This window comes from Bradyrhizobium sp. SK17, from assembly GCF_002831585.1.
In the GTDB taxonomy this organism is placed as follows: domain Bacteria; phylum Pseudomonadota; class Alphaproteobacteria; order Rhizobiales; family Xanthobacteraceae; genus Bradyrhizobium.
The window spans coordinates 1,512,352-1,531,438 of sequence record NZ_CP025113.1; the positions used below are offsets into that span (position 1 = coordinate 1,512,352).

Consider the following 19,087-nt stretch of genomic DNA (forward strand, 5'->3'; position numbering starts at 1 on the left):
CTCAGCATCGGAAGAGAAAGAGGCCGCCAATCCGGCGACCTCCAAATTCGAATCCGGATTGTTCAGATCAGGTGGCGCCGAGCGCCACCTTGTCCCTGCGTCGATAGGCGAGCAAGCCCAGTCCGAGGAAGCCCGCCAGCATCATGGCCCAGGTCGACGGCTCCGGAACGGCGGTGACACGGATCCCAAACGGATCCGAGGGCGCCAGCTGGAACTTGTGGGTGGTGCCGGCAAACGCAAAACCAAGTGCCGGCGCGGTGCCGGTGGCATCCGAAGTTTCGGTGACCAGGTCGAGCTGCGGGCAATTGCGGCTGCAACTGCCCATCTCCACCGCAACCCAATAATTGCCGGTCGTCGGCACGGTCCAGTTCGCCGCGGCGCCGTTCCAGCCGTTGCTTTCGAACATCGCTCCGACGGAGTACTGGAATTGAGTAGCCAGATTTCGCGACCCGATGAAACCCGCATCGGAGTAGATGGCAAACGTGAATGCCGTGCCCTGCCCACCGGTGCCGGCCTGTAGGTAGGTCGAGAGCTGGGTGATCGTCTGACCCGCGGTGGCGGTGAACTCCGCCGCAAACCACTGTGCCTGGCTCAGGATAGGATACATCGTGCCTTGCGGCGTGCCGGTATCCAGGATGAGCGTCGACGCGGACGCAGTATTCGGTTGGACGGCCGCGAGTGAAAACGCGACCATCAAAGGCAATTTCCATTTCATCTAATTCGCCCCGCAATTTTGATTATTAGTCTTGCGGGTACTGATGGCACATTGCACATAACACTTTCATGACAGTCGCCGGCCACGATCGGCGCACAGCGTACTCGGTGTCGTCCCTGCGAAAGCAGGGACCCATAACCACCGCTCGCCATTGTCGCGTGATGCTGGGAGATGAGTAAGGCTGTTTGACAGGCTGAATCGAAATCAGTCACGTCATCGCGCGTGACGCACTCAGTGTGTGCGCCCGCCGGGCTTTGCGGGCTGCGACGCGCGCACCTGCCAGAACCGCAACAGGCGATCGGCGTCTCCGGGTGTCATCTTGGTGAACTGGCCCTTCGCATTGGCGAGTTCGGCCGGCCCCATTGAACCAGACGTGTAGCGGCATTCCATCACAGCGGCGGTGGTCTCCCAGCTCAGGCCCGCCGCCCGGCACGGCACCAGCAGGCCTTCGCTGCGCAGGCTCTGCATCAGCGAACGGATCACCTCGATGCGCGAGTGCGCAAGATCCGCCAGCGCAACGATGGTCTCTTCATATCTTCGCTGCCTGGCGAAACCGAGCAGGGCGGCTTCGTTGAGATCGCCGCTGTCCTTCAGCTTTGCGATGTGGCGCTTGGCTGAGGTGAAGTCGCGGACCTGCGACATGTCGCGCTCGACGCCGGCGGCGACCGCGGCGACGGCGTGGCGGATCTCCTCGAACAGATAGGGCGGGGCGCGTTCCAGCAGGCGACCGCGAACCTCTTCGGTTGCCTGGCGCAGCAGCTGAAGCCGGAGCTCCGACGGCAGGTCCGCGCGGATGCCGGTCTCGACCGCGAGGTCCGGATTGTGCTCGGCCTGCGCGAGGACGACGACAAATCCGCCCGGCGATACCTTGGCGCCGGGATTGTTGACCACGCGCCGGCTGACGCTCGCGAAGCGGCGCGCCAGCAATGCGTCGGTGACGACCTCCTTCAACCACCAGCGGCCGGCGACGGCGAGCAGATGCTGCTCGCTCTTGGTCTGCGCGATCTCGACCAGATCGTCATCGCTGAGCCGCGAGGATTCCTGGAGGATCGGCTGGGCGATCTTGATTTCGTCATTCCGGGCGAGGCGGCTGACGATCGCGGGCGGCGCCTGCGCGACCGGCGCGAGCTGTTCGCTGATCTCGGCAAGCGCCATTCGGGCGCTGATGTCGGCAAGCGCCCGAAGTTCGATGGTCTTGATCAGCCGATCGAGCACATTGTCGAACAGCTCGACCTGTTCACTGTTGAATTTACCGGCGGAGGTGAGGAACAGATGGGTGACGCGCTTGGCCGAGGCGATGCATTTTTCGGCGGAGCCGGCGGCTATCGCCGCCTCGACTTCGTCGACAATCGCCTGCCCGGCAGTCAGCATTGCTCGTCCTGAGCCCGTCTCGTTTGCTTGTTCTAAGCCAGCTTGCAGCTCTATCGGGCGGACCTGAACGTTTCGTAAGGATAATGGTCCGTAGAATCCCGGAGACAGTTTTACATTTGACGCGCTTTCTCGACGCGAGCTGGTATCCACCTCACTCGAAGACGCTCTACTGCCCGTTCCAGCCGCAGGCCCTGAGCCGCTCCTGCATGTGCCCGGGCGCCGGCGCCACCACGTGCACCGGGTCCTTGTTGCGGGAGATCGGGATGCCGATCTCGCGCGAATGCAGATGCAGGATCGGCTCGCCGAAGCGCGGGCCGTTGCCATAGATGTTGTCGCCGACGATCGGCCAGCCCATCGCCGCCGCATGCACCCGAAGCTGATGGGTGCGGCCGGTGACCGGCTCCATCGCCAGCCAGGCGATACCGTCGCCACGGCCCAGCACCTTCCAGTTGGTGATCGCCTTCTGGCCGTCAGGGTCGGGCTTCTGCCACCAGCCGCGCTCGGCGTTGAGCCGGCCGAGCGCCATGTCGATGGTGCCTTGATCTTCGGCAGGGCCGCCCTCGACCACGGTCCAATAGGTCTTCGCGATCTTGCCGTGCTTGAACAGCAGCCCTAGCGAGGCGGTCGCCTTGCGGTGACGTCCCAGGATCAGGCAGCCGGAGGTGTCCTTGTCCAGCCGATGCGCCAGCACCGGCGGCCGCGGCAGGCCGAACCGCAAAGCGTCGAACGAGTCCTCCAGATTGGGGCCGCCCTTGGGGCCACGATGCACCGGCAGGCCGGCCGGCTTGTCGATCACCAGCATCAGCCCGTCGCGGTGGAGCACGCGGCCCAGGATTTCGTCCGCGGTCAAAGGGAGAACGTCGATCAATTCGTCGAGACTTTCGTTTGTGGAGCGAAACGGCTAACACGTCAGCGCCATGAACGATACCACGGGAACAAAACAGAGCTGGTGGCAGCGGCTGAAGGGCGGCCTGAAGCGGACCTCGAGTTCGATCGGGACCGCGGTCGCCGACCTCGTCACCAAGCGCAAGCTCGATTCCGCGATGCTCGACGACATCGAGGATGTGCTGTTGCGCGCCGATCTCGGCACCGATGTCGCGGTCCGCATCGCGCAGGCGGTCGGCAAGGGTCGCTACGACAAGGCGATCTCCGCCGACGAGGTCAAGGACGTGGTCGCGACCGAGGTCGAGAAGGTGCTGGCGCCGGTGGCGAAGCCGCTCGAGATCGATGCGTCGAAGCGACCCTTCGTCATCCTGGTCGTCGGCGTCAACGGCTCCGGCAAGACCACGACGATCGGCAAGCTGGCTGCGAAACTCTCGGCCGAGGGCCGCAAGGTCATGCTGGCCGCCGGCGACACCTTCCGCGCCGCCGCGATCGAGCAGCTCAAGGTCTGGGGCGAGCGTACCAAATCGCCGGTCATCGCGGGCGCCCAGGGCTCGGATTCGGCGAGCCTCGCCTTCAGCGCGCTGACCGCGGCGAAGGAGCAGGCGCGCGACGTGCTGCTGATCGACACCGCGGGCCGGTTGCAGAACAAGTCCGAGTTGATGAACGAGCTCGAGAAGGTCGTGCGCGTCATCAGGAAGGTCGATGCGACGGCGCCGCACGCGGTGCTGCTCGTGCTCGACGCCACGGTGGGACAAAATGCGCTGTCGCAGGTCGAGGCGTTTCATCGTACGGCAGGCGTCACCGGCCTCGTCATGACCAAGCTTGACGGCACCGCGCGCGGCGGCATCCTCGTCGCGCTGTCGGAGAAGCACAAGCTGCCGGTGCATTTCATCGGCGTCGGCGAAGGCGTCGAGGATCTCGCGCCGTTCACGGCGAAGGATTTTGCCAAGGCGATTGCCGGGATCGAGTCATGATCTGGGTCGTGCCTCAAGCCAACATAGAGGTTTAATGGACAAGACGCAGCCGCATCCGCTGTTCAAGCTCGCGACCGAACTCGGGCCGCTGCTCGTGTTCTTCATCGCCAACGCCAAGTACCACCTGTTCGTCGCCACGGCTGCGTTCATGGTGGCGATCGTCGCGGCGATGATCGCGTCCTATGTGGTGACCAGGCACGTGCCGATCATGGCGCTGGTGACCGGTGCGATCGTCTTGGTGTTCGGCACGCTGACGCTGGTGCTGCACGACGAGACCTTCATCAAGGTCAAGCCGACCATCATCTACGGCCTGTTCGCCGCCGTGCTCGGCGGCGGGCTGCTGTTCGGCCGCTCCTTCATCGCCGTCATGTTCGACCAGATGTTCAATTTGACGCCGCAGGGCTGGCGCATCCTGACCATGCGCTGGGCGCTGTTCTTCGCCGGCATGGCAGCGCTCAACGAAATCGTCTGGCGGACGCAGACCACGGACTTCTGGGTCAACTTCAAGGTGTTCGGCGTGACGCCGCTGACCATGATCTTCGCCATCGCGCAGATGCCGCTGACCAAGCGTTATCATCTGGAGCCGGTCTCGCTGGAAACCAGCGAAGCGGAAGCGGGCGACCTGCGGAAGTAGATCGAAACGCAGCGCGGGCAATTGCGCCGCGCTGCGTTCCGGGGCCTCAGCTCTTCTGCTTGGCGACGATCTTGTCCTTGATCTTGTCGTAGGTCGCCTCGGGCAGGATGTGCTTCTGCACCAGTTCATCCTTGCCCTTGTAGGGACGGCCCTTGATGATCGCGGCCGAGTAGGCCTTGCCGACACCGGGCAGCGCGTCGAGCTGATCGGCGGTGGCGCTGTTGACGTCGAGCAGGTCGTCCTTCGCCATCCCCGTCGTCTTCGCGTCGGGCGTTGCAGCCTTCGGTGCGGGAGCCATCTTGCTGGTTTCCGACTTGGCTGCGGGTGCAGCCGGCTGCGGCGATTGGGCCATCGACGGCGTGGCCGTCAGCATGCCGAGCGTGAGCGCGGTGGCGAGAAGTGAAGCGAGCGTGGTCTTGCGCATATGTCCCCTCCAGAGGAACGTTGATGTCAACGCTCAAGAGTTGGGGGTGCGTTCGTGGCGTTGCCGTGGCCGCGAAATGAACCGCAGATAAACCTGTCGAAGCATTATGCCGCAGGCATTTCGCGCGCCATTCAGCAGCGGTTCACGACACCGCTGAATGACGCTGCGCTTACTGTCCGGCGCGCAGCGCCTTCTCGATCTCGGCCTTCAGCACGGTGTTGACGTTCTCGGGCGTCACCGGGCCGACCAGCTTGTAGACGATGGTGCCCTCGCGCCCGACCAGGAAGGTCTCGGGTACGCCGTAGACGCCCCATTCGATCGAGGCGCGGCCATTGCCGTCGACGCCGACGATGCCGAACGGGTTGCCGTAGCGGCCGAGGAAGCGCCGCGCATTCTCCGGCGAGTCCTTGTAGTTGATGCCGATGATCTGGAAGCGCTTGTCCTTGCCGAGCTCGGTGAGCAGCGGCGCCTCGTCATGGCAGGGCACGCACCACGATGCCCAGACGTTGACGATCGAGACCTTGCCCTTGAAGGCGGCGGGATCGAGGCCGGGGACAGGTACACCGTCCTTCACCAGGCCGTCGAGCGCGGGCAGCGTGGTCTGCGGCGCCGGCCGGCCGATCAGTGCCGAGGGAATCCGCGAGGGATCGCCGCCATAGAGCCGGAGCCAGAACAGTCCGGCGAGGCCGAGGAAGATCACCAGCGGCAGCACCACCAGCAGGCGGCGCGCTTGCGGCGGACCGTTGGTCGCCTGCTCGCTCATCGGATGTCCGCCGCGCCGCGGCCGGAGCGGCGGGTGACGCCGCTGGCCTCGATCTCCTTCAGGCGCGACTGCTGCCGGCGATAGTCGGCGATGATCCAGACGATCAGCAGCAGCACGACGGCCGCGACCAGCGCATAGGACGTCACGATGAAGGAGGCGTAGGGACCAAGCGACATCGTCTCACGCCGCTCCGATCTCGCCGGACGCGCTTTGATCGCGCGATCCAGCCGTGAACGAGACGCGGCTCGCCTGCATCATTTGCAGGCTGCGCACGCGCCGGCGCAGGATCTCGTTGCGCATCGCGGCCAGATGCAAGGTGACGAACAGCAGCGAAAACGCGATCGCCATCACCAGCAACGGCCACAGGAACGCCTTGTCGAGCGTCGAGCCGCCCATGCGCAGCACCGAGGCCGGCTGATGCAGCGTGTTCCACCAGTCGACCGAGAATTTGATGATCGGGATGTTGATCGCGCCGACCAGGGTGAGCACCGCCGCCGCCCGCGCCGCGCGCGAAGGATCTTCCACTGCGCGCCACAGCGCGATCAGGCCGAGATACATCAGGAACAGGATCAGCACCGAGGTCAGCCGCGCATCCCATTCCCAATAGGTGCCCCACATCGGCCGGCCCCACAGCGAGCCGGTGACCAGCGCCAGGAAGGTGAAGGCGGCGCCGAGCGGCGCTGCGGCTTTCGCGGCGACGTCGGCCAGCGGATGCCGCCACACCAGCGTGCCGAGCGCCGCGACGCTCATCACGCCCCAGACGAACATCGACAGCCACGCATTCGGGACGTGGATGAACATGATCTTGACCGTGGCGCCCTGCTGGTAGTCGTCGGGCGCCATCGCCGACTGGGTGAGCCCGATCGCGAGCAGGATCGCGGTCGCGCCGGCGAGCCAAGGCAGGACCCGCGCGGTCAGCGCCAGAAACCTGGTCGGGTTGGCGAGGTCGGTCAGCGTCTCGGTCAGCTTCATGGCACCCTGATAGTCGTCCGCTGTGAGCGAAGCAATTGGCCGAATTCCCCTCGGCAAGATTTGATCTGGCTCATATCAATCCAGCCCGTGCCGCAGGCTCGCGGCGGCCGCAAACGGGCCGATCACGAGGCTGGCAAGCGACAGCGCGCACAGGATCGAGAACGGTGTTCCGAACGGCAACGGTCCCGAGATCGCCGCCTGCGAGGCCGCAACGCCGAAGATCAGCACCGGGATCGACAGTGGCAGCACCAGCACCGCAAGCAAGAGGCCGCCGCGATGCAGCGTCACCGCCAATGCCGCGCCGATCATGCCGGTGAAGGTCAAGGCCGGTGTTCCCGCCAGCAGCGTCGCCGCAACCGCAAGCGTTGCCGTGCCGTCGAGATTGAGCAGCAGGCCGAGCACCGGGGTCGCGATGATCAGCGGCAGTCCGGCCGCGATCCAGTGCGCCAGCGCCTTGGCCGCGCAGGCCAATTCCAGCGGCGTCCGGCTCATCACGATGAGGTCGAGCGAGCCGTCCTCATGATCGGCCGTGAACAGGCGGTCGAGGGTCAGCAGGCTCGCCAGCAGCGCGCCGAGCCAGAGGATGGCGGGGCCGAGCCGCGCCAGCAGCGCGAGGTCCGGCCCGACCGCGAACGGCATCAGCACCGTGACGGTGAGGAAGAACAGCACCCCGATCAGTGCACCGCCACCGACGCGCAGCGCGATCCGGATGTCGCGGCGGATCAAGGCCGTCAGCGCGCCCATGCCGCGCCTCCGTGGTGATTGTCGTTCGAGCCGACATATTGCCGCACAACCGGTGCGCTCCCTCCCCCCTTGCGGGGAGGGCTGGGGAGAGGGGTAGCCCCGGGCGAGGTGTTCGACGTGAATGTCGCTCTCGCAATCTCGGCCACTGATCGCAAAGCGACCAATGGACAGAGCCCGTCGTGTGGTACCCCTCTCCCTGACCCTCCCCCGCAAGGGGGGAGGGGACGGAGAGACCTGAGCGCCGCGACGAGAGATGGAACGGCTTGCTCATGCCGCGCCTCCCATCCGCAAATCGCGCGCGGCGATGCCGAGCGGCAGATGGGTCGCCGCGACGATCAGGCCGCCGCTCGCGAGATGCTCGCGCATCAGTCCGACGAACAGCGCCTGGCCGGCGGCATCGAGCGCCGAGGTCGGCTCGTCCAGGAGCCAGACCGGCCGCCGCACCGAGAGCAGGCGTGCGATGGACAAGCGGCGACGCTGGCCGGCCGACAAGTACGCTGCCGGCAGGTGGGAGGCGTGGTCGAGCGCCACCGCGGCCAGGCAGCGGCTGGCGTCCTCGGTCTGGCCGCCAAGGAATTCCCGCCAGAAGGAAAGATTTTCCGCGACGCTCAGCGCCGGCTTCAGGGCATCGCGATGCCCGAGATAATGCGCCTGTTCGGACAGGCTGAGTTCGGCGTCGCCGCCTTCGAGCGAGATCGATCCCTCGGCCGGAACCAAGAGTCCGGCGAGGACGCGCAGCAGCGAGGTCTTGCCGGCGCCGTTGGGGCCGGTGATCGCCACCGCCTCGCCTTCTGCTGCGGAAACATCGAGGTTGGAGAACACCTCGCGTCCGCCGCGCACGCATTTCAGATTTTGTCCGGAGAGCCGCATGGTTCGTTGTGTCACAGCCCTCTGAAATCTTTCGCTACCGCGTGAGAATTTTTGGGTCGCGTGATGCCGCCGCATGCTTGTCGGTGTGGCGGTGCTTCTAGAAAGGTTCTATAAGCCCGGAACTTGATGCACCACACACAACCGGCGGCCGCAAGCCACCCCCGGGCCATCCCTCGGCCAGTGTCGTTCGCCGGTGTTTAGTTACCCTTGCCGGGTATAACTGAGAATTGGGATTCCTCGCATGACCTCACTCGACAGCTTCAAATGCCGCAAGACCTTGAAGGTCGGCGCCAAGTCCTACGTCTATTACAGCCTGCCCCTGGCAGAGAAGAACGGACTGAAGGGTATTTCGAAGCTGCCATACTCGATGAAGGTTCTGCTCGAGAACCTGCTGCGCAACGAGGACGGCCGCACGGTCAAGAAGGAAGACATCGTCGCGGTGTCGAAGTGGCTGAAGAAGCGCCAGCTCGAGCATGAAATCGCGTTCCGCCCGGCGCGCGTCCTGATGCAGGATTTCACTGGCGTTCCGGCGGTGGTCGATCTCGCCGCGATGCGCAACGCGATGCAGAACCTCGGCGGCGATGCCGAGAAGATCAACCCGCTGGTGCCGGTCGATCTCGTGATCGACCACTCGGTGATCGTCAACTTCTTCGGTGACAACAAGGCGTTCGCGAAGAACGTCACCGAAGAGTACAAGCAGAACCAGGAGCGCTACGAGTTCCTGAAGTGGGGCCAGAAGGCGTTCTCGAACTTCTCGGTGGTGCCGCCCGGCACCGGCATCTGCCACCAGGTCAATCTGGAATATCTCGCGCAGACGGTGTGGACCAAGAAGGAGAAGATGACGGTCGGCCGGAAGACCGGCACCTTCGAGGTCGCCTATCCGGACTCGCTGGTCGGCACCGACTCGCACACCACGATGGTCAACGGCCTCGCGGTGCTCGGCTGGGGCGTCGGCGGCATCGAGGCAGAAGCCTGCATGCTCGGCCAGCCGCTGTCGATGCTGCTGCCCGAGGTCGTGGGCTTCAAGCTCAAGGGCCAGCTCAAGGAAGGCGTCACCGCGACCGACCTCGTGCTCACCGTCACCCAGATGCTGCGCAAGCTCGGCGTGGTCGGCAAGTTCGTCGAGTTCTTCGGCCCCGGCCTCGATTTCCTGTCGGTCGCGGACAAGGCGACGATCGGCAACATGGCGCCCGAATACGGCGCGACCTGCGGCTTCTTCCCGGTCGATGCGGCGACCATCGACTACCTCAAGACCTCGGGCCGCAAGGCCGACCGGGTCAAGCTGGTGCAGGCCTATGCCAAGGCACAGGGCCTGTTCCGCACCGCCAAGTCGGCCGATCCGGTGTTCACCACCACGCTGACGCTCGACCTCGGCGACGTCGTGCCGTCGATGGCCGGCCCGAAGCGCCCCGAAGGCCGCATCGCGCTGCCCGCGGTGTCGACCGGTTTCGCCACCGCGCTGGTCGGCGAATACAAGAAGCCCGAGGGTGAGCAGAAGCGCTACGCGGTCGAGGGCCGCGACTTCGATCTCGGCCATGGCGACGTCGTGATCGCCGCGATCACCTCTTGCACCAACACCTCGAATCCGAGCGTGCTGATCGGCGCCGGTCTCCTCGCGCGCAAGGCGGCCGCCAAGGGCCTGAAGGCCAAGCCGTGGGTGAAGACCTCGCTCGCGCCGGGCAGTCAGGTGGTGGCGGAGTATCTCGCCAATTCCGGTTTGCAGGCCGATCTCGACAAGGTCGGCTTCAACCTGGTCGGCTTCGGCTGCACCACCTGCATCGGCAATTCCGGCCCGCTGCCGGAAGACATCTCGAAGTCGATCAACGAGAACGGCATCGTCGCCGCCGCCGTGCTGTCGGGCAACCGCAACTTCGAAGGCCGCGTCTCGCCGGACGTGCAGGCTAACTACCTCGCCTCGCCGCCGCTGGTGGTCGCGCATGCGCTCGCCGGCACCGTGACCAAGGATCTCGCGGTCGAGCCGCTCGGCATCGGCAAGGACGGCAAGCCGGTGTTCCTCAAGGACATCTGGCCGACCACCAAGGAGATCAACGCCTTCGTGAAGAAGTTCGTCACCGCGACGATCTTCAAGAAGAAGTACGCCGACGTGTTCAAGGGCGACACCAACTGGCGCAAGATCAAGACCACGGAGAGCGAGACCTATCGCTGGAACATGGGCTCGACCTATGTGCAGAACCCGCCCTATTTCGAGGGCATGAAGAAGCAGCCCGATCCGGTCACCGACGTGGTCGACGCACGGATCCTCGCGATGTTCGGCGACAAGATCACCACCGACCACATCTCGCCGGCCGGTTCGATCAAGCTGACCTCGCCCGCCGGCAAGTTCCTCAGCGAGCACCAGGTGCGTCCCGCCGACTTCAACCAGTACGGCACGCGCCGCGGCAACCATGAAGTGATGATGCGCGGCACCTTCGCCAACATCCGCATCAAGAACTTCATGCTGAAGGGTGCCGACGGCAACATTCCGGAAGGCGGTCTCACCAAGCACTGGCCCGACGGCGAGCAGATGTCGATCTACGATGCCGCGATGAAGTATCAGGCGGAAGGCGTGCCGCTGGTGGTGTTCGCCGGCGCCGAATACGGCAACGGCTCGTCGCGCGACTGGGCCGCGAAGGGCACCCGTCTGCTCGGCGTGCGCGCGGTGATCTGCCAGAGCTTCGAGCGCATCCATCGCTCCAACCTGGTCGGCATGGGTGTGCTTCCGCTCACCTTCCAGGACGGCACCTCGTGGTCCTCGCTCGGCCTGAAGGGCGACGAGAAGGTCACGATCCGCGGGTTGCAGGGCGATCTGAAGCCGCGTCAGACGCTGACCGCCGAGATCGTCTCCGGCGACGGCGCGAAGAAGGATGTCCCGCTGCTCTGCCGCATCGATACGCTGGACGAGCTCGACTACTATCGCAACGGCGGCATCCTGCATTACGTGCTGCGCAAACTCGCGGCCTAACGCGGATTTGTGATCGGTGCCTCACTGCTTAGTGAGTAGCGGCTAAAAAGAAGGCGGCCTATGAAAAGGCCGCTTTCTCGCGTTTTGGGGCACGCAAGTTCAGGGACAACTTCATGCTCCGTACAAATACGGATGGAAATCATCACGACTGGTTCGCAGTATGACAGCGATGATGGCCTATAACTCGTTCTCGCGGTGGTCCAGCGCTCTCGGTATCTGCGCGATCGTTGCAGTCATTCGCCCAGCTCACGCCGATCCGCGTGCCGTCGTCGAACTCTTCACATCGCAGGGATGCTCGTCCTGTCCGCCGGCGGACAAGATCATCGGTGATCTCGCGAAGGACCCCAACGTCATCGCGCTGAGCATGCCGATCGACTATTGGGACTATCTCGGCTGGAAGGACACGCTGGCCGACTCCCGTTTCAGCGCGCGCCAGAAGGCCTATTCGCATATGCGCGGCGATCGCGACGTCTACACGCCGCAGGCCGTGATCAACGGTTCGGCGCATGTGATCGGCAGCGACCGCGCCAGCATCGAGAGCGCGATCAGGGATACCGAGAAGGGCGGCAGCGTGATGTCGGTGCCGGTGACGATGACGTTGAGCGGCAAGCAGATCAACGTGTCGGTGGCGGCGTCGAAGTCGCCCGCCGCATCGCGCGGCGAGGTCTGGATCTGCTCGATCTCGAAGTCGGTACCGATCTCGATCGCGCGCGGCGAGAACCGCGGCCGCGAAGTCATCTACCACAATGTGGTGCGCAACCTGCTGAAGGTCGGTGACTGGAACGGCTCGTCGGGGAGCTGGACCGTGCCGCTGGAGAACATCACGCGCGATGGCGTCGATGCCGCGGCGGTCTACGTCCAGGACGGCAATCGCGACCGGCCGGGTCCGATGCTCGGCGCCGCCTTTACCTCGCTTCGCTAGAGCCTGTTTCCGATTGAAGCGTCGTTGGGCCGCAGGCGAACTGCCGCACGGCCGAGGCCGCGGACCTGATTCAGAAACTTGCTGAAACCAATTTGCGTGTCGCTTCGGCACGCGCCGCGATCGTGCGCGGCAGGAGCGAGCCCAAAAACAAAAAGGACCAACTTTCGTTGGCCCAGTGTTTGGGATTTGACTCCCTCTGCGAACAGACCCGATCCCGACGGCCCCGGGGGGCTGGGGGCTGAGGAATCCGGAACCGAAAGGACCGGGTCAACGCAGGATTATCTTTTCGCAGGGCAGCGGGGCGGGCGATGGGCAGAAGTGGGGCAGCAATATGATTCTGCTAACGTTCCCGTGACTCTGCGATTTTCCGGACAATCCGTCGCGCCCAGCGTGGCTAAGGCCCGGTTGCATCGCGAATGGCCCCTTGCAGGGTCCCTCGCTTAGCGCAATCATGTCACTCTCGTGACGATCCCGAACAGGGGACACCGGTTATCGGGACATGATCGTTACCGAGATGAGCAGGAGGCGATCGATGAGTTTGATCTCGGAGGACACTGATCCGAGCGGGAATCGCGCCGCGGCGCGACCCGCCGCTGCCGTCCCCCAGCCCAACCGCGTGACATTCAATCGGCTCGAACTCAACCGCATCCTCAATCTCTATGGCCGCATGGTCGCCGATGGCGAATGGCGCGACTATGCGATCGACTTCCTGAAGGACCGTGCCGTGTTCTCGGTGTTCCGGCGGGCCTCCGAAATGCCGATCTACCGGATCGAGAAGGATCCCCGTCTGGCGCGCAAGCAGGGCATGTACAGCGTGATTTCGGCGACCGGCCTGATCCTGCGCCGCGGCCACGAACTCGAACGTGTGCTGCTCGTGATCGATCGCAAGCTGTCGCTGGTGTAAGCGCGGTCGGTCGACCCCCGTAGCCGCACTATGCCTCATGCAAAAGAAAAAGCCCCGGCCGCTAGGCCGGGGCTCGGAACGATCGGTTCGCTCGCGGCGCCTAGTCGCGCTGGCCGAGCAGCTGTAGCAGCAGCGTGAACAGGTTGATGAAGTTCAGGTAGAGCGACAGCGCACCCGTGATTGCCGCACGCTCTGCCATCACGCCGCCCTGCGAGGCGTAACCGTAGATGTAGTCGTTCTTCAGCCGCTGGGTGTCCCAGGCGGTGAGGCCCGCGAACACCAGCACGCCGACCACCGAGACGATGAACTGCAGCGCCGAGCTCGCCAGGAACAGGTTGACCAGGCTCGCGATGATGATGCCGATCAGGCCCATGAACAGGAACGAGCCCATGCCGCTCATGTCACGCTTGGTGGTGTAGCCGTAGAGGCTCAACGCACCGAACGTCGCCGCGGTGATGAAGAACACGCGCACGATCGAGGTGTGCGTGTACACCAGGAAGATCGACGACAGCGACAGGCCCATCAGCGCCGAGAACACCCAGAACAAGAGCTGGGCGGTCGCGGGCTGCAGGCGGTTGATGCCGGCCGAGATGACGAACACCATCGCCAGCGGGGCGAGGATGAACAGCCACTTCAGCGGGCTCACGAACATCGTGTAGCCGAACTGCGTCAGATAGGCGTTGCCGAACTTGGCGACGGCGGCGGACTGGTCGGTCGTCACCGCGCCCATGTAGACACCGAGCGCGGCAAGGCCGGTGATGGCCAGGCCGATGCTCATGTAGTTGTAGATGCGCAGCATGTAGGCGCGCAGACCGGCGTCGACGGCCGCAGCGTCAATGCGCCCGGCGGCCCGGCCGAAAGGAGAAGCGTAGTTGCGGTCTAGGTCCGACATGGTCGAATTCCCGTGGTTGGTCCCGGTGGAGCGCAAGGGATTTGCGGCGCCGGTGGTAAATCTAACTCAGATGGTCCGGTTTGCGGAGCATTAATTCCGTGTCATTCAAACCGACTATCTGACCTGACTGGTATGTGGGAAATTAACACATCGCACGCAACCTTCCACGCGCGGCTGAATGTCGCTCTGGCCTAGCATTATTAGGCAAAACGGCGCTTTCGCCGCTACAAATTGTCACAAATTCCGCAACACCGAGGCCGGCTTCTGGTTCAGCGCGAGCAGCGTGCCGGCGAGCCCCAATCCGACCGTGACGATCAGCGCGGCGACCACGACCAGGGTGGCGCTGCCGGCTTGCCAGATGAAACTCAACGTCATCAGCCGCGTCACGATCAGCCAGGCCGCGATCGAGCCGGCGATCACCCCGAACAGCGCGGTTGCAAAACCGATCATCAGATACTCCAGCGCGTAGGCGCCGAGCAGCCGCACCCGGGTGGCGCCGAGCGTCTTGAGGATCACGGCGTCATAGACGCGGTGGCGGTGGCCGGCGGCGAGCGCGCCGCCCAGCACCAGGATCGCCGAGATCAGGGTCACGGCGCTGGCGCCGCGGATCGCCAGCACCAGGTTGCTGACGACGCTGCCGACGGTCTCCAGCGCCTCGCGGACCCGGACGCTGGTCACCATCGGGAACGCGTCGGCGACCTGCTTGATGATGCGGGCGTCGTCATTGGAGCCCGCTTGGGTCGAGCTCGCGTGCGGTTCGGTCAGGGTGGCGACGTGGCTGTGCGGGGCGCCCTTGAAGGCGTTCGGCGAGAACACCAGCACGAAATTGATGCCGAGGCCCTGCCAGTCGATGGTGCGCAGATTGGCGATCTTCGCCGGCACGTCGCGGCCGAGCACGTTGACCACGATCTCGTCGCCGATCTTCAAGGACAGGCCGTCGGCGATCTTCTTCTCCATCGAGACCAGCGGAGGTCCGCTGTAATCCGGTCCCCACCATTCGCCCTCGACGATCTTCGACCCCTTGGGGATCTCGCCGGTGTAGGTCAGGCCGCGGTCGCTTTGCAGCACCCATTCGGAATCGACCGACGGCTTGAGCTGGTCGGCCTTGACGCCGCGCGCGGCGACGATGCGCCCGCGCAGCATCGCTACGTCCTCGACGGTCGAGTCCGGTGAGATCTGCTTGAGGAAGCTGCCGAAGCGGTCGGCCTCGGTGGAGGGGATGTCGATGAAGAAGAACGACGGTGCCCGTTCGGGCAGCGCGGCGAGAAATTGCCGGCGCAGATTGCCGTCGATCTGGGTGATGGTGACGAGCACCGCGAGCCCGAGCCCGAGCGACAGCACGACCGATGGCGTCAGCGCGCCCGGCCGGTGGATGTTGGCGATGGCAAGCCGCAGCATGGTGATGCGACTGCGCGGCAGCCGGCGCGCCACCGCCATCAGGATTTCGGCGATCCCGCGCAGCAGCAGGAACACCGCGATCGAGGCGGCGACGAAGACGCTGGCGACCCGCTTGTCATAGGCGAGCCCGATCGCGACGCCGATCAAGAGCGCGACCACCACGGCCATCAGCGCCAGATAGCTCCAGCGCGGGCGATGCCATTCGCTGGCGACGGTCTCGCGGAACAGCGCCGCCACCGGCACGTCATGGACCCGGCCGAGCGGCCACAGCCCGAACGCCAGCGCGGTGAGCTGGCCGTAGAGGAAGGAGAGCGCCAGCTCGTCGGGATGCAGCGCAGGCACCACCGGCAGCGGCAGCAGCTTGCCGAACAGGCCGACGATGACGAAGGGCAGCGCGGCGCCGAGCACGAGGCCGATGATCGAGCCGATCCCGGCCAGCACCACCACCTGCGTACAGTAGATCGTGAACACGTCGCGGCCGGTGGCTCCGAGCGCCTTGAACGAGGCGATGACGTCGCGGCGGCGGTCGATATGGCTCTTCACCGCATTGGCGACACCGACGCCGCCGACCAGCAGCGCGGCAAGACCAACCAGGGTCAGGAATTGGGTGAAGCGGTTGATGGTGCGCTCGAGCTGCGGCGAGGCATTGTTGCGGCTGCGCACCTCCCAGCCGGCTTCCGGTGCCGCGGCGCGCGCACCGTCGATCAGCGCGGTGGTGGCGCGATCGTCGTTGGCGCCGTCGGGCAATTTCACCCGGTAGATCCAGCGTACCAGGCTGCCCGGCTGCAACAGGTCGGTGGCGCGCAGGCTGGCTTCGCTGATCAGGAAGCGCGGCCCGAGGCCGACACCGCCGGCGAGCTTGTCGGGCTCTGCCGCCACCACGCTGCGGATCTGGTAGGTCGCGCTGCCGACGGTGACGCGGTCGCCGAGCTTCAGGTCGAGCCGCGCCAGCAAGGTCGAGTCGGCCGCCGCGCCAAAAACGCCGTCGCGTTCAGCGAGCAGCTCGGCGACCGGCATGTTGGGCTCGAGCGTCAATTCGCCGAGCATCGGATATTTGCCGTCGACCGCCTTGAGCTCGACCAGCGCCAGCTTGCCGTCTGCGCTGCGTGCCATCGCGCGCAGCGTGGCCGCGACCGACACCTCGCCGCGGGTGCGCAGATACGCGACCTCGTCGGGCTTGGCCTCGCGCGAGATCAGCGAGAACGCGACGTCGCCGCCGAGCAGCGTGCGGCCCTCGCGCGACAGGCCGTCGCCGAGGCTCGCGGCGACCGAGCCGACGCCGGCGATCGCCATCACGCCGAGCGCGATGCAGGCGATGAAGACGTAGAAGCCGCGCAGGCCGCCGCGCAACTCGCGCAACGCATAACGGAAGGCGAGCGACGACGCGCGGCTCTGCACCGCAACTTCGGACGCAATGCTCATGTGGCGGCAATACTCATGTGGCGGATTGTCCGTCGATGCGGCCGGAGCGCAGCCGCACCACGCGATCGCAGCGTTGCGCGAGCGCCAGATCGTGCGTCACCAGGACCAAAGTCATGCCGCGCTCGGCGTGCTTGGTGAACAGCAGATCGACGATCTGCTTGCCGGTCGACTCATCGAGATTGCCGGTCGGCTCGTCAGCGACCAGGATCGCGGGATCGGGCGCCAGCGCGCGTGCGATCGCGACGCGCTGCTGCTCGCCGCCGGACAGTTGCGTCGGATAATGATGCAGGCGTTCGCCGAGACCGACCGATCGCAGCTCCTGCGCGGCGCGCGCAGCGGCATCGGGATTGCCGGCGAGCTCGAGCGGCACGGCGACATTCTCCAGCGCCGTCATGGTCGGGATCAGATGGAACGATTGGAAGACGATGCCGACCTGGCGGCCGCGGAAGCGCGCCAGTGCATCTTCATTGAGGGCATTGAACGAGGTGCCGTCGACGACCACTTCTCCGCTGTCAGGACGTTCGAGGCCCGCCATCACCATCAGCAAGGTCGACTTGCCCGAGCCCGACGGGCCGATCAGGCCGATGGCCTCGCCCGCTGCCACACGAAGGCTGATATCTTTGAGGATATGAACCCGTGCCGCGCCGGTGCCGAGGGAGAGATTGACGTTCCTGACGGCAATGGTGTCCGGCTCGACGTCGGTCAGTGAAGAGGATTCGATGAGACTGTCCATGGTTCGGTCATATGGCACTTCCGCTGGCGCGGTCGAGGCCCGGTTGCGAATCTTCGTGCACATACTCGTGTTGCTTATGGGCTTGATGACGGCCGCAAGCGCGCAGACACCAAGCCAGGGGAAAGCTCCGGCGAAGCCGATCAAGATGGTGGTGCTGGGCGATTCCCTGAGCGCCGGGTACGGTCTTCCAGGCCCGGCGGCATTCCCGGTCCGGCTGCAAAAAGCCTTGGAAGCCAAGGGGATAAAGGTCGAGATGAGCAATGCCGGGGTGTCCGGCGATACCGCCTCGGGTGGGCGCGAGCGGCTCGACTGGTCGGTGCCCGACGGAACCGACGCTGTCATCGTCGAGCTCGGCGCCAATGATGCGCTGCGCGGCATCGATCCCGCGGTGACGCGCGCCGCGCTGTCCGACATCATCACAAAGTTGCAGGCGCGCAAGATCGCCGTGCTCTTGTGCGGCATGCTCGCGCCGCCGAATTATGGCAGTGACTATGCAGCGAAGTTCAACGCGATCTATCCGGATTTATCGAAATCGCTCGGCGTGCCGCTCTATCCGTTCTTCCTCGATGGCGTCGCTGCCAATGCCAAGCTCAACCAGGCCGACGGCATGCATCCGACGGCGGAAGGTGTGGACATCGTCGTGACGAATATTCTGCCCACGGTGGAGGCATTTCTCGGCGCAATATCAGGGCAACGCAGTTGAAACGCAGGCAGCGAGCCGTGTCATGTCCGTAGGTTTACGAGCTGTTAACGCCTCGTGCTTCGCAGAGTCACATAACTCGGGTACAAATAGTCATCGGTGATTCGTCGCCGGGCTTGTTACAGGGTGCGGGCTCCCAAAACCCGCGCCAAGCATCGAGGATTATAGCGATGCCGCGTCTGTTCACTGGTCTGGAAATTCCGGCCGATATCGGCCAATCCCTCTCCAATTTGCGTGGTGGCCTTCCTGGCGCACGCTGGATCGATCCCGAAAATTATCACGTCACTCTGCGCTTCATCGGCGACATCGATGGCCTCTGGGCCAACGAGATCGCGACGATGTTGTTTCGGGTGAACCGCAAACCGTTCGAGGTCAAGTTGCAGGGCCTGTCGAGCTTCGGCGGACGCAAGCCGCGCGCGGTGGTTGCCGCCGTCGAGCCGAGCCGGCCGCTGATCGAACTGCAAGCCGAGCTCGAGCGGATGATGCAGCGGATGGGGCTCGATCCCGAGGGCAGGAAATTCACGCCCCATGTCACGCTCGCGCGTTTGCATGACGCGTCGAGCCAGGACGTCGCGGATTATCTGTCCGTGCGCGGCTACTTCCCGAGCCGCACGTTCCTGGCGGACCGCTTCGTGCTGTTCTCGTCGCGCGCGTCGACCGGTGGCGGCCCCTACGTGGTCGAGGATGCTTACGAGTTCTGCGCGTAAGCCGTCCCGGGATCGCGTTTCCTGACGCTTGGTGAGGCCCGTGCCGCCGGCCGGGTATGCAAGGGCTTTTGGTTGCATACCCCATTCGCTTGCAT

General features: G+C 65.0%; 19 protein-coding genes. 7 read left to right on the top strand and 12 right to left on the bottom strand.

Going from position 1 to position 19,087, the window contains the following annotated elements; genetic code table 11:
* Positions 1-67 precede the first annotated feature (67 nt).
* The 3 genes from CWS35_RS07055 to CWS35_RS07065 all read right to left on the bottom strand — a co-directional run bounded on the left by CWS35_RS07055 (position 68) and on the right by CWS35_RS07065 (position 2,954).
* Positions 68-694: a PEP-CTERM sorting domain-containing protein gene (locus CWS35_RS07055; RefSeq protein ID WP_157817085.1), complete on the bottom strand. Its 627-nt coding sequence runs from the start codon at positions 692-694 to the stop codon at positions 68-70.
* Positions 695-946: 252 nt separating this feature from the next.
* Positions 947-2,086 carry a DUF2336 domain-containing protein gene (locus CWS35_RS07060; RefSeq protein ID WP_024583236.1) on the bottom strand — a complete coding sequence of 380 codons (1,140 nt, stop codon included), beginning with the start codon at positions 2,084-2,086 and terminating at the stop codon, positions 947-949.
* A gap of 166 nt (positions 2,087-2,252) precedes the next feature.
* Positions 2,253-2,954 carry an RluA family pseudouridine synthase gene (locus CWS35_RS07065; RefSeq protein WP_024583237.1) on the bottom strand — a complete coding sequence of 234 codons (702 nt, stop codon included), beginning with the start codon at positions 2,952-2,954 and terminating at the stop codon, positions 2,253-2,255.
* A 49-nt stretch (positions 2,955-3,003) separates the two neighbouring features.
* On the opposite strand from CWS35_RS07065, the gene ftsY reads away from it, so the two are divergent.
* Complete coding sequence (gene ftsY / locus CWS35_RS07070; protein WP_024583238.1) at positions 3,004-3,945, top strand: signal recognition particle-docking protein FtsY; 942 nt, start codon at positions 3,004-3,006, stop codon at positions 3,943-3,945.
* A gap of 34 nt (positions 3,946-3,979) precedes the next feature.
* Positions 3,980-4,579: a septation protein A gene (locus CWS35_RS07075; protein ID WP_100951504.1), complete on the top strand. Its 600-nt coding sequence runs from the start codon at positions 3,980-3,982 to the stop codon at positions 4,577-4,579.
* Between the two features lie 46 nt (positions 4,580-4,625).
* Here the strand turns inward: CWS35_RS07075 and CWS35_RS07080 are convergent, their stop codons facing one another.
* The 6 genes from CWS35_RS07080 to ccmA all read right to left on the bottom strand — a co-directional run bounded on the left by CWS35_RS07080 (position 4,626) and on the right by ccmA (position 8,352).
* The gene (locus tag CWS35_RS07080) at positions 4,626-5,003 is read right to left on the bottom strand and encodes a helix-hairpin-helix domain-containing protein (protein ID WP_100951505.1); all 378 of its coding nucleotides are present in this window, start codon (positions 5,001-5,003) and stop codon (positions 4,626-4,628) included.
* Between the two features lie 169 nt (positions 5,004-5,172).
* Entirely contained in the window at positions 5,173-5,766 is a 594-nt protein-coding gene (locus CWS35_RS07085; protein WP_100951506.1) for a DsbE family thiol:disulfide interchange protein, read from the bottom strand.
* Positions 5,763-5,942 carry a heme exporter protein CcmD gene (gene ccmD, locus CWS35_RS07090; RefSeq protein WP_100951507.1) on the bottom strand — a complete coding sequence of 60 codons (180 nt, stop codon included), beginning with the start codon at positions 5,940-5,942 and terminating at the stop codon, positions 5,763-5,765. Before ccmD ends, CWS35_RS07085 begins: the two co-directional genes overlap by 4 nt.
* 4 nt (positions 5,943-5,946) lie before the next feature.
* Positions 5,947-6,738, bottom strand: a complete 792-nt coding sequence (locus CWS35_RS07095) for a heme ABC transporter permease (RefSeq protein WP_024583243.1) — start codon at positions 6,736-6,738, stop codon at positions 5,947-5,949.
* A gap of 75 nt (positions 6,739-6,813) precedes the next feature.
* On the bottom strand, positions 6,814-7,482 hold the full coding sequence (ccmB, locus tag CWS35_RS07100; protein ID WP_024583244.1) for a heme exporter protein CcmB: 669 nt from the start codon (positions 7,480-7,482) through the stop codon (positions 6,814-6,816).
* 267 nt (positions 7,483-7,749) lie between these two features.
* Positions 7,750-8,352: a heme ABC exporter ATP-binding protein CcmA gene (ccmA, locus tag CWS35_RS07105; protein ID WP_100951508.1), complete on the bottom strand. Its 603-nt coding sequence runs from the start codon at positions 8,350-8,352 to the stop codon at positions 7,750-7,752.
* A gap of 241 nt (positions 8,353-8,593) precedes the next feature.
* On the opposite strand from ccmA, the gene acnA reads away from it, so the two are divergent.
* The 3 genes from acnA to CWS35_RS07120 all read left to right on the top strand — a co-directional run bounded on the left by acnA (position 8,594) and on the right by CWS35_RS07120 (position 13,140).
* Positions 8,594-11,314, top strand: coding sequence for an aconitate hydratase AcnA (gene acnA / locus CWS35_RS07110; RefSeq protein ID WP_024583246.1), 2,721 nt, complete (start codon positions 8,594-8,596; stop codon positions 11,312-11,314).
* A gap of 160 nt (positions 11,315-11,474) precedes the next feature.
* Complete coding sequence (locus CWS35_RS07115; RefSeq protein ID WP_024583247.1) at positions 11,475-12,236, top strand: thioredoxin family protein; 762 nt, start codon at positions 11,475-11,477, stop codon at positions 12,234-12,236.
* A gap of 532 nt (positions 12,237-12,768) precedes the next feature.
* Positions 12,769-13,140: a DUF2794 domain-containing protein gene (locus CWS35_RS07120; protein WP_024583248.1), complete on the top strand. Its 372-nt coding sequence runs from the start codon at positions 12,769-12,771 to the stop codon at positions 13,138-13,140.
* A 100-nt stretch (positions 13,141-13,240) separates the two neighbouring features.
* Here CWS35_RS07120 and CWS35_RS07125 read toward each other — a convergent pair whose 3' ends face one another.
* From CWS35_RS07125 to CWS35_RS07135, 3 genes are all read right to left on the bottom strand, one after another.
* A complete protein-coding gene (locus CWS35_RS07125; protein ID WP_024583249.1) occupies positions 13,241-14,032 on the bottom strand; it encodes a Bax inhibitor-1/YccA family protein in 792 nt (263 codons plus the stop codon).
* Between the two features lie 234 nt (positions 14,033-14,266).
* Positions 14,267-16,852: an ABC transporter permease gene (locus CWS35_RS07130; RefSeq protein ID WP_024583250.1), complete on the bottom strand. Its 2,586-nt coding sequence runs from the start codon at positions 16,850-16,852 to the stop codon at positions 14,267-14,269.
* Between the two features lie 13 nt (positions 16,853-16,865).
* Complete coding sequence (locus CWS35_RS07135; protein WP_100956109.1) at positions 16,866-17,585, bottom strand: ABC transporter ATP-binding protein; 720 nt, start codon at positions 17,583-17,585, stop codon at positions 16,866-16,868.
* A 55-nt stretch (positions 17,586-17,640) separates the two neighbouring features.
* Between CWS35_RS07135 and CWS35_RS07140 the strand changes: the two genes are divergently transcribed.
* Together CWS35_RS07140 and thpR are read left to right on the top strand one after the other, a co-directional pair.
* Positions 17,641-18,288 (top strand): arylesterase, encoded by a 648-nt coding sequence (locus tag CWS35_RS07140; protein ID WP_100951509.1) that lies wholly within the window; start codon positions 17,641-17,643, stop codon positions 18,286-18,288.
* Positions 18,289-18,455: 167 nt separating this feature from the next.
* Complete coding sequence (gene thpR, locus CWS35_RS07145; protein WP_024583253.1) at positions 18,456-18,992, top strand: RNA 2',3'-cyclic phosphodiesterase; 537 nt, start codon at positions 18,456-18,458, stop codon at positions 18,990-18,992.
* Positions 18,993-19,087: the final 95 nt, after the last annotated feature.

Excerpts from the sequence above, each read along its gene's own strand:
- CWS35_RS07055 (WP_157817085.1), bottom strand. The coding sequence starts at position 694 with ATGGTCGCGTTTTCACTCGCGGCCGTCCAACCGAATACTGCGTCCGCG.
- CWS35_RS07060 (WP_024583236.1), bottom strand. The coding sequence starts at position 2,086 with ATGCTGACTGCCGGGCAGGCGATTGTCGACGAAGTCGAGGCGGCGATA.
- ftsY (WP_024583238.1), top strand. The coding sequence starts at position 3,004 with ATGAACGATACCACGGGAACAAAACAGAGCTGGTGGCAGCGGCTGAAG.
- CWS35_RS07075 (WP_100951504.1), top strand. The coding sequence starts at position 3,980 with ATGGACAAGACGCAGCCGCATCCGCTGTTCAAGCTCGCGACCGAACTC.
- CWS35_RS07080 (WP_100951505.1), bottom strand. The coding sequence starts at position 5,003 with ATGCGCAAGACCACGCTCGCTTCACTTCTCGCCACCGCGCTCACGCTC.
- CWS35_RS07085 (WP_100951506.1), bottom strand. The coding sequence starts at position 5,766 with ATGAGCGAGCAGGCGACCAACGGTCCGCCGCAAGCGCGCCGCCTGCTG.
- ccmD (WP_100951507.1), bottom strand. The coding sequence starts at position 5,942 with ATGTCGCTTGGTCCCTACGCCTCCTTCATCGTGACGTCCTATGCGCTG.
- CWS35_RS07095 (WP_024583243.1), bottom strand. The coding sequence starts at position 6,738 with ATGAAGCTGACCGAGACGCTGACCGACCTCGCCAACCCGACCAGGTTT.
- ccmB (WP_024583244.1), bottom strand. The coding sequence starts at position 7,482 with ATGGGCGCGCTGACGGCCTTGATCCGCCGCGACATCCGGATCGCGCTG.
- ccmA (WP_100951508.1), bottom strand. The coding sequence starts at position 8,352 with ATGCGGCTCTCCGGACAAAATCTGAAATGCGTGCGCGGCGGACGCGAG.
- acnA (WP_024583246.1), top strand. The coding sequence starts at position 8,594 with ATGACCTCACTCGACAGCTTCAAATGCCGCAAGACCTTGAAGGTCGGC.
- CWS35_RS07115 (WP_024583247.1), top strand. The coding sequence starts at position 11,475 with ATGACAGCGATGATGGCCTATAACTCGTTCTCGCGGTGGTCCAGCGCT.
- CWS35_RS07120 (WP_024583248.1), top strand. The coding sequence starts at position 12,769 with ATGAGTTTGATCTCGGAGGACACTGATCCGAGCGGGAATCGCGCCGCG.
- CWS35_RS07125 (WP_024583249.1), bottom strand. The coding sequence starts at position 14,032 with ATGTCGGACCTAGACCGCAACTACGCTTCTCCTTTCGGCCGGGCCGCC.
- CWS35_RS07130 (WP_024583250.1), bottom strand. The coding sequence starts at position 16,852 with ATGAGCATTGCGTCCGAAGTTGCGGTGCAGAGCCGCGCGTCGTCGCTC.
- CWS35_RS07135 (WP_100956109.1), bottom strand. The coding sequence starts at position 17,585 with ATGGACAGTCTCATCGAATCCTCTTCACTGACCGACGTCGAGCCGGAC.
- thpR (WP_024583253.1), top strand. The coding sequence starts at position 18,456 with ATGCCGCGTCTGTTCACTGGTCTGGAAATTCCGGCCGATATCGGCCAA.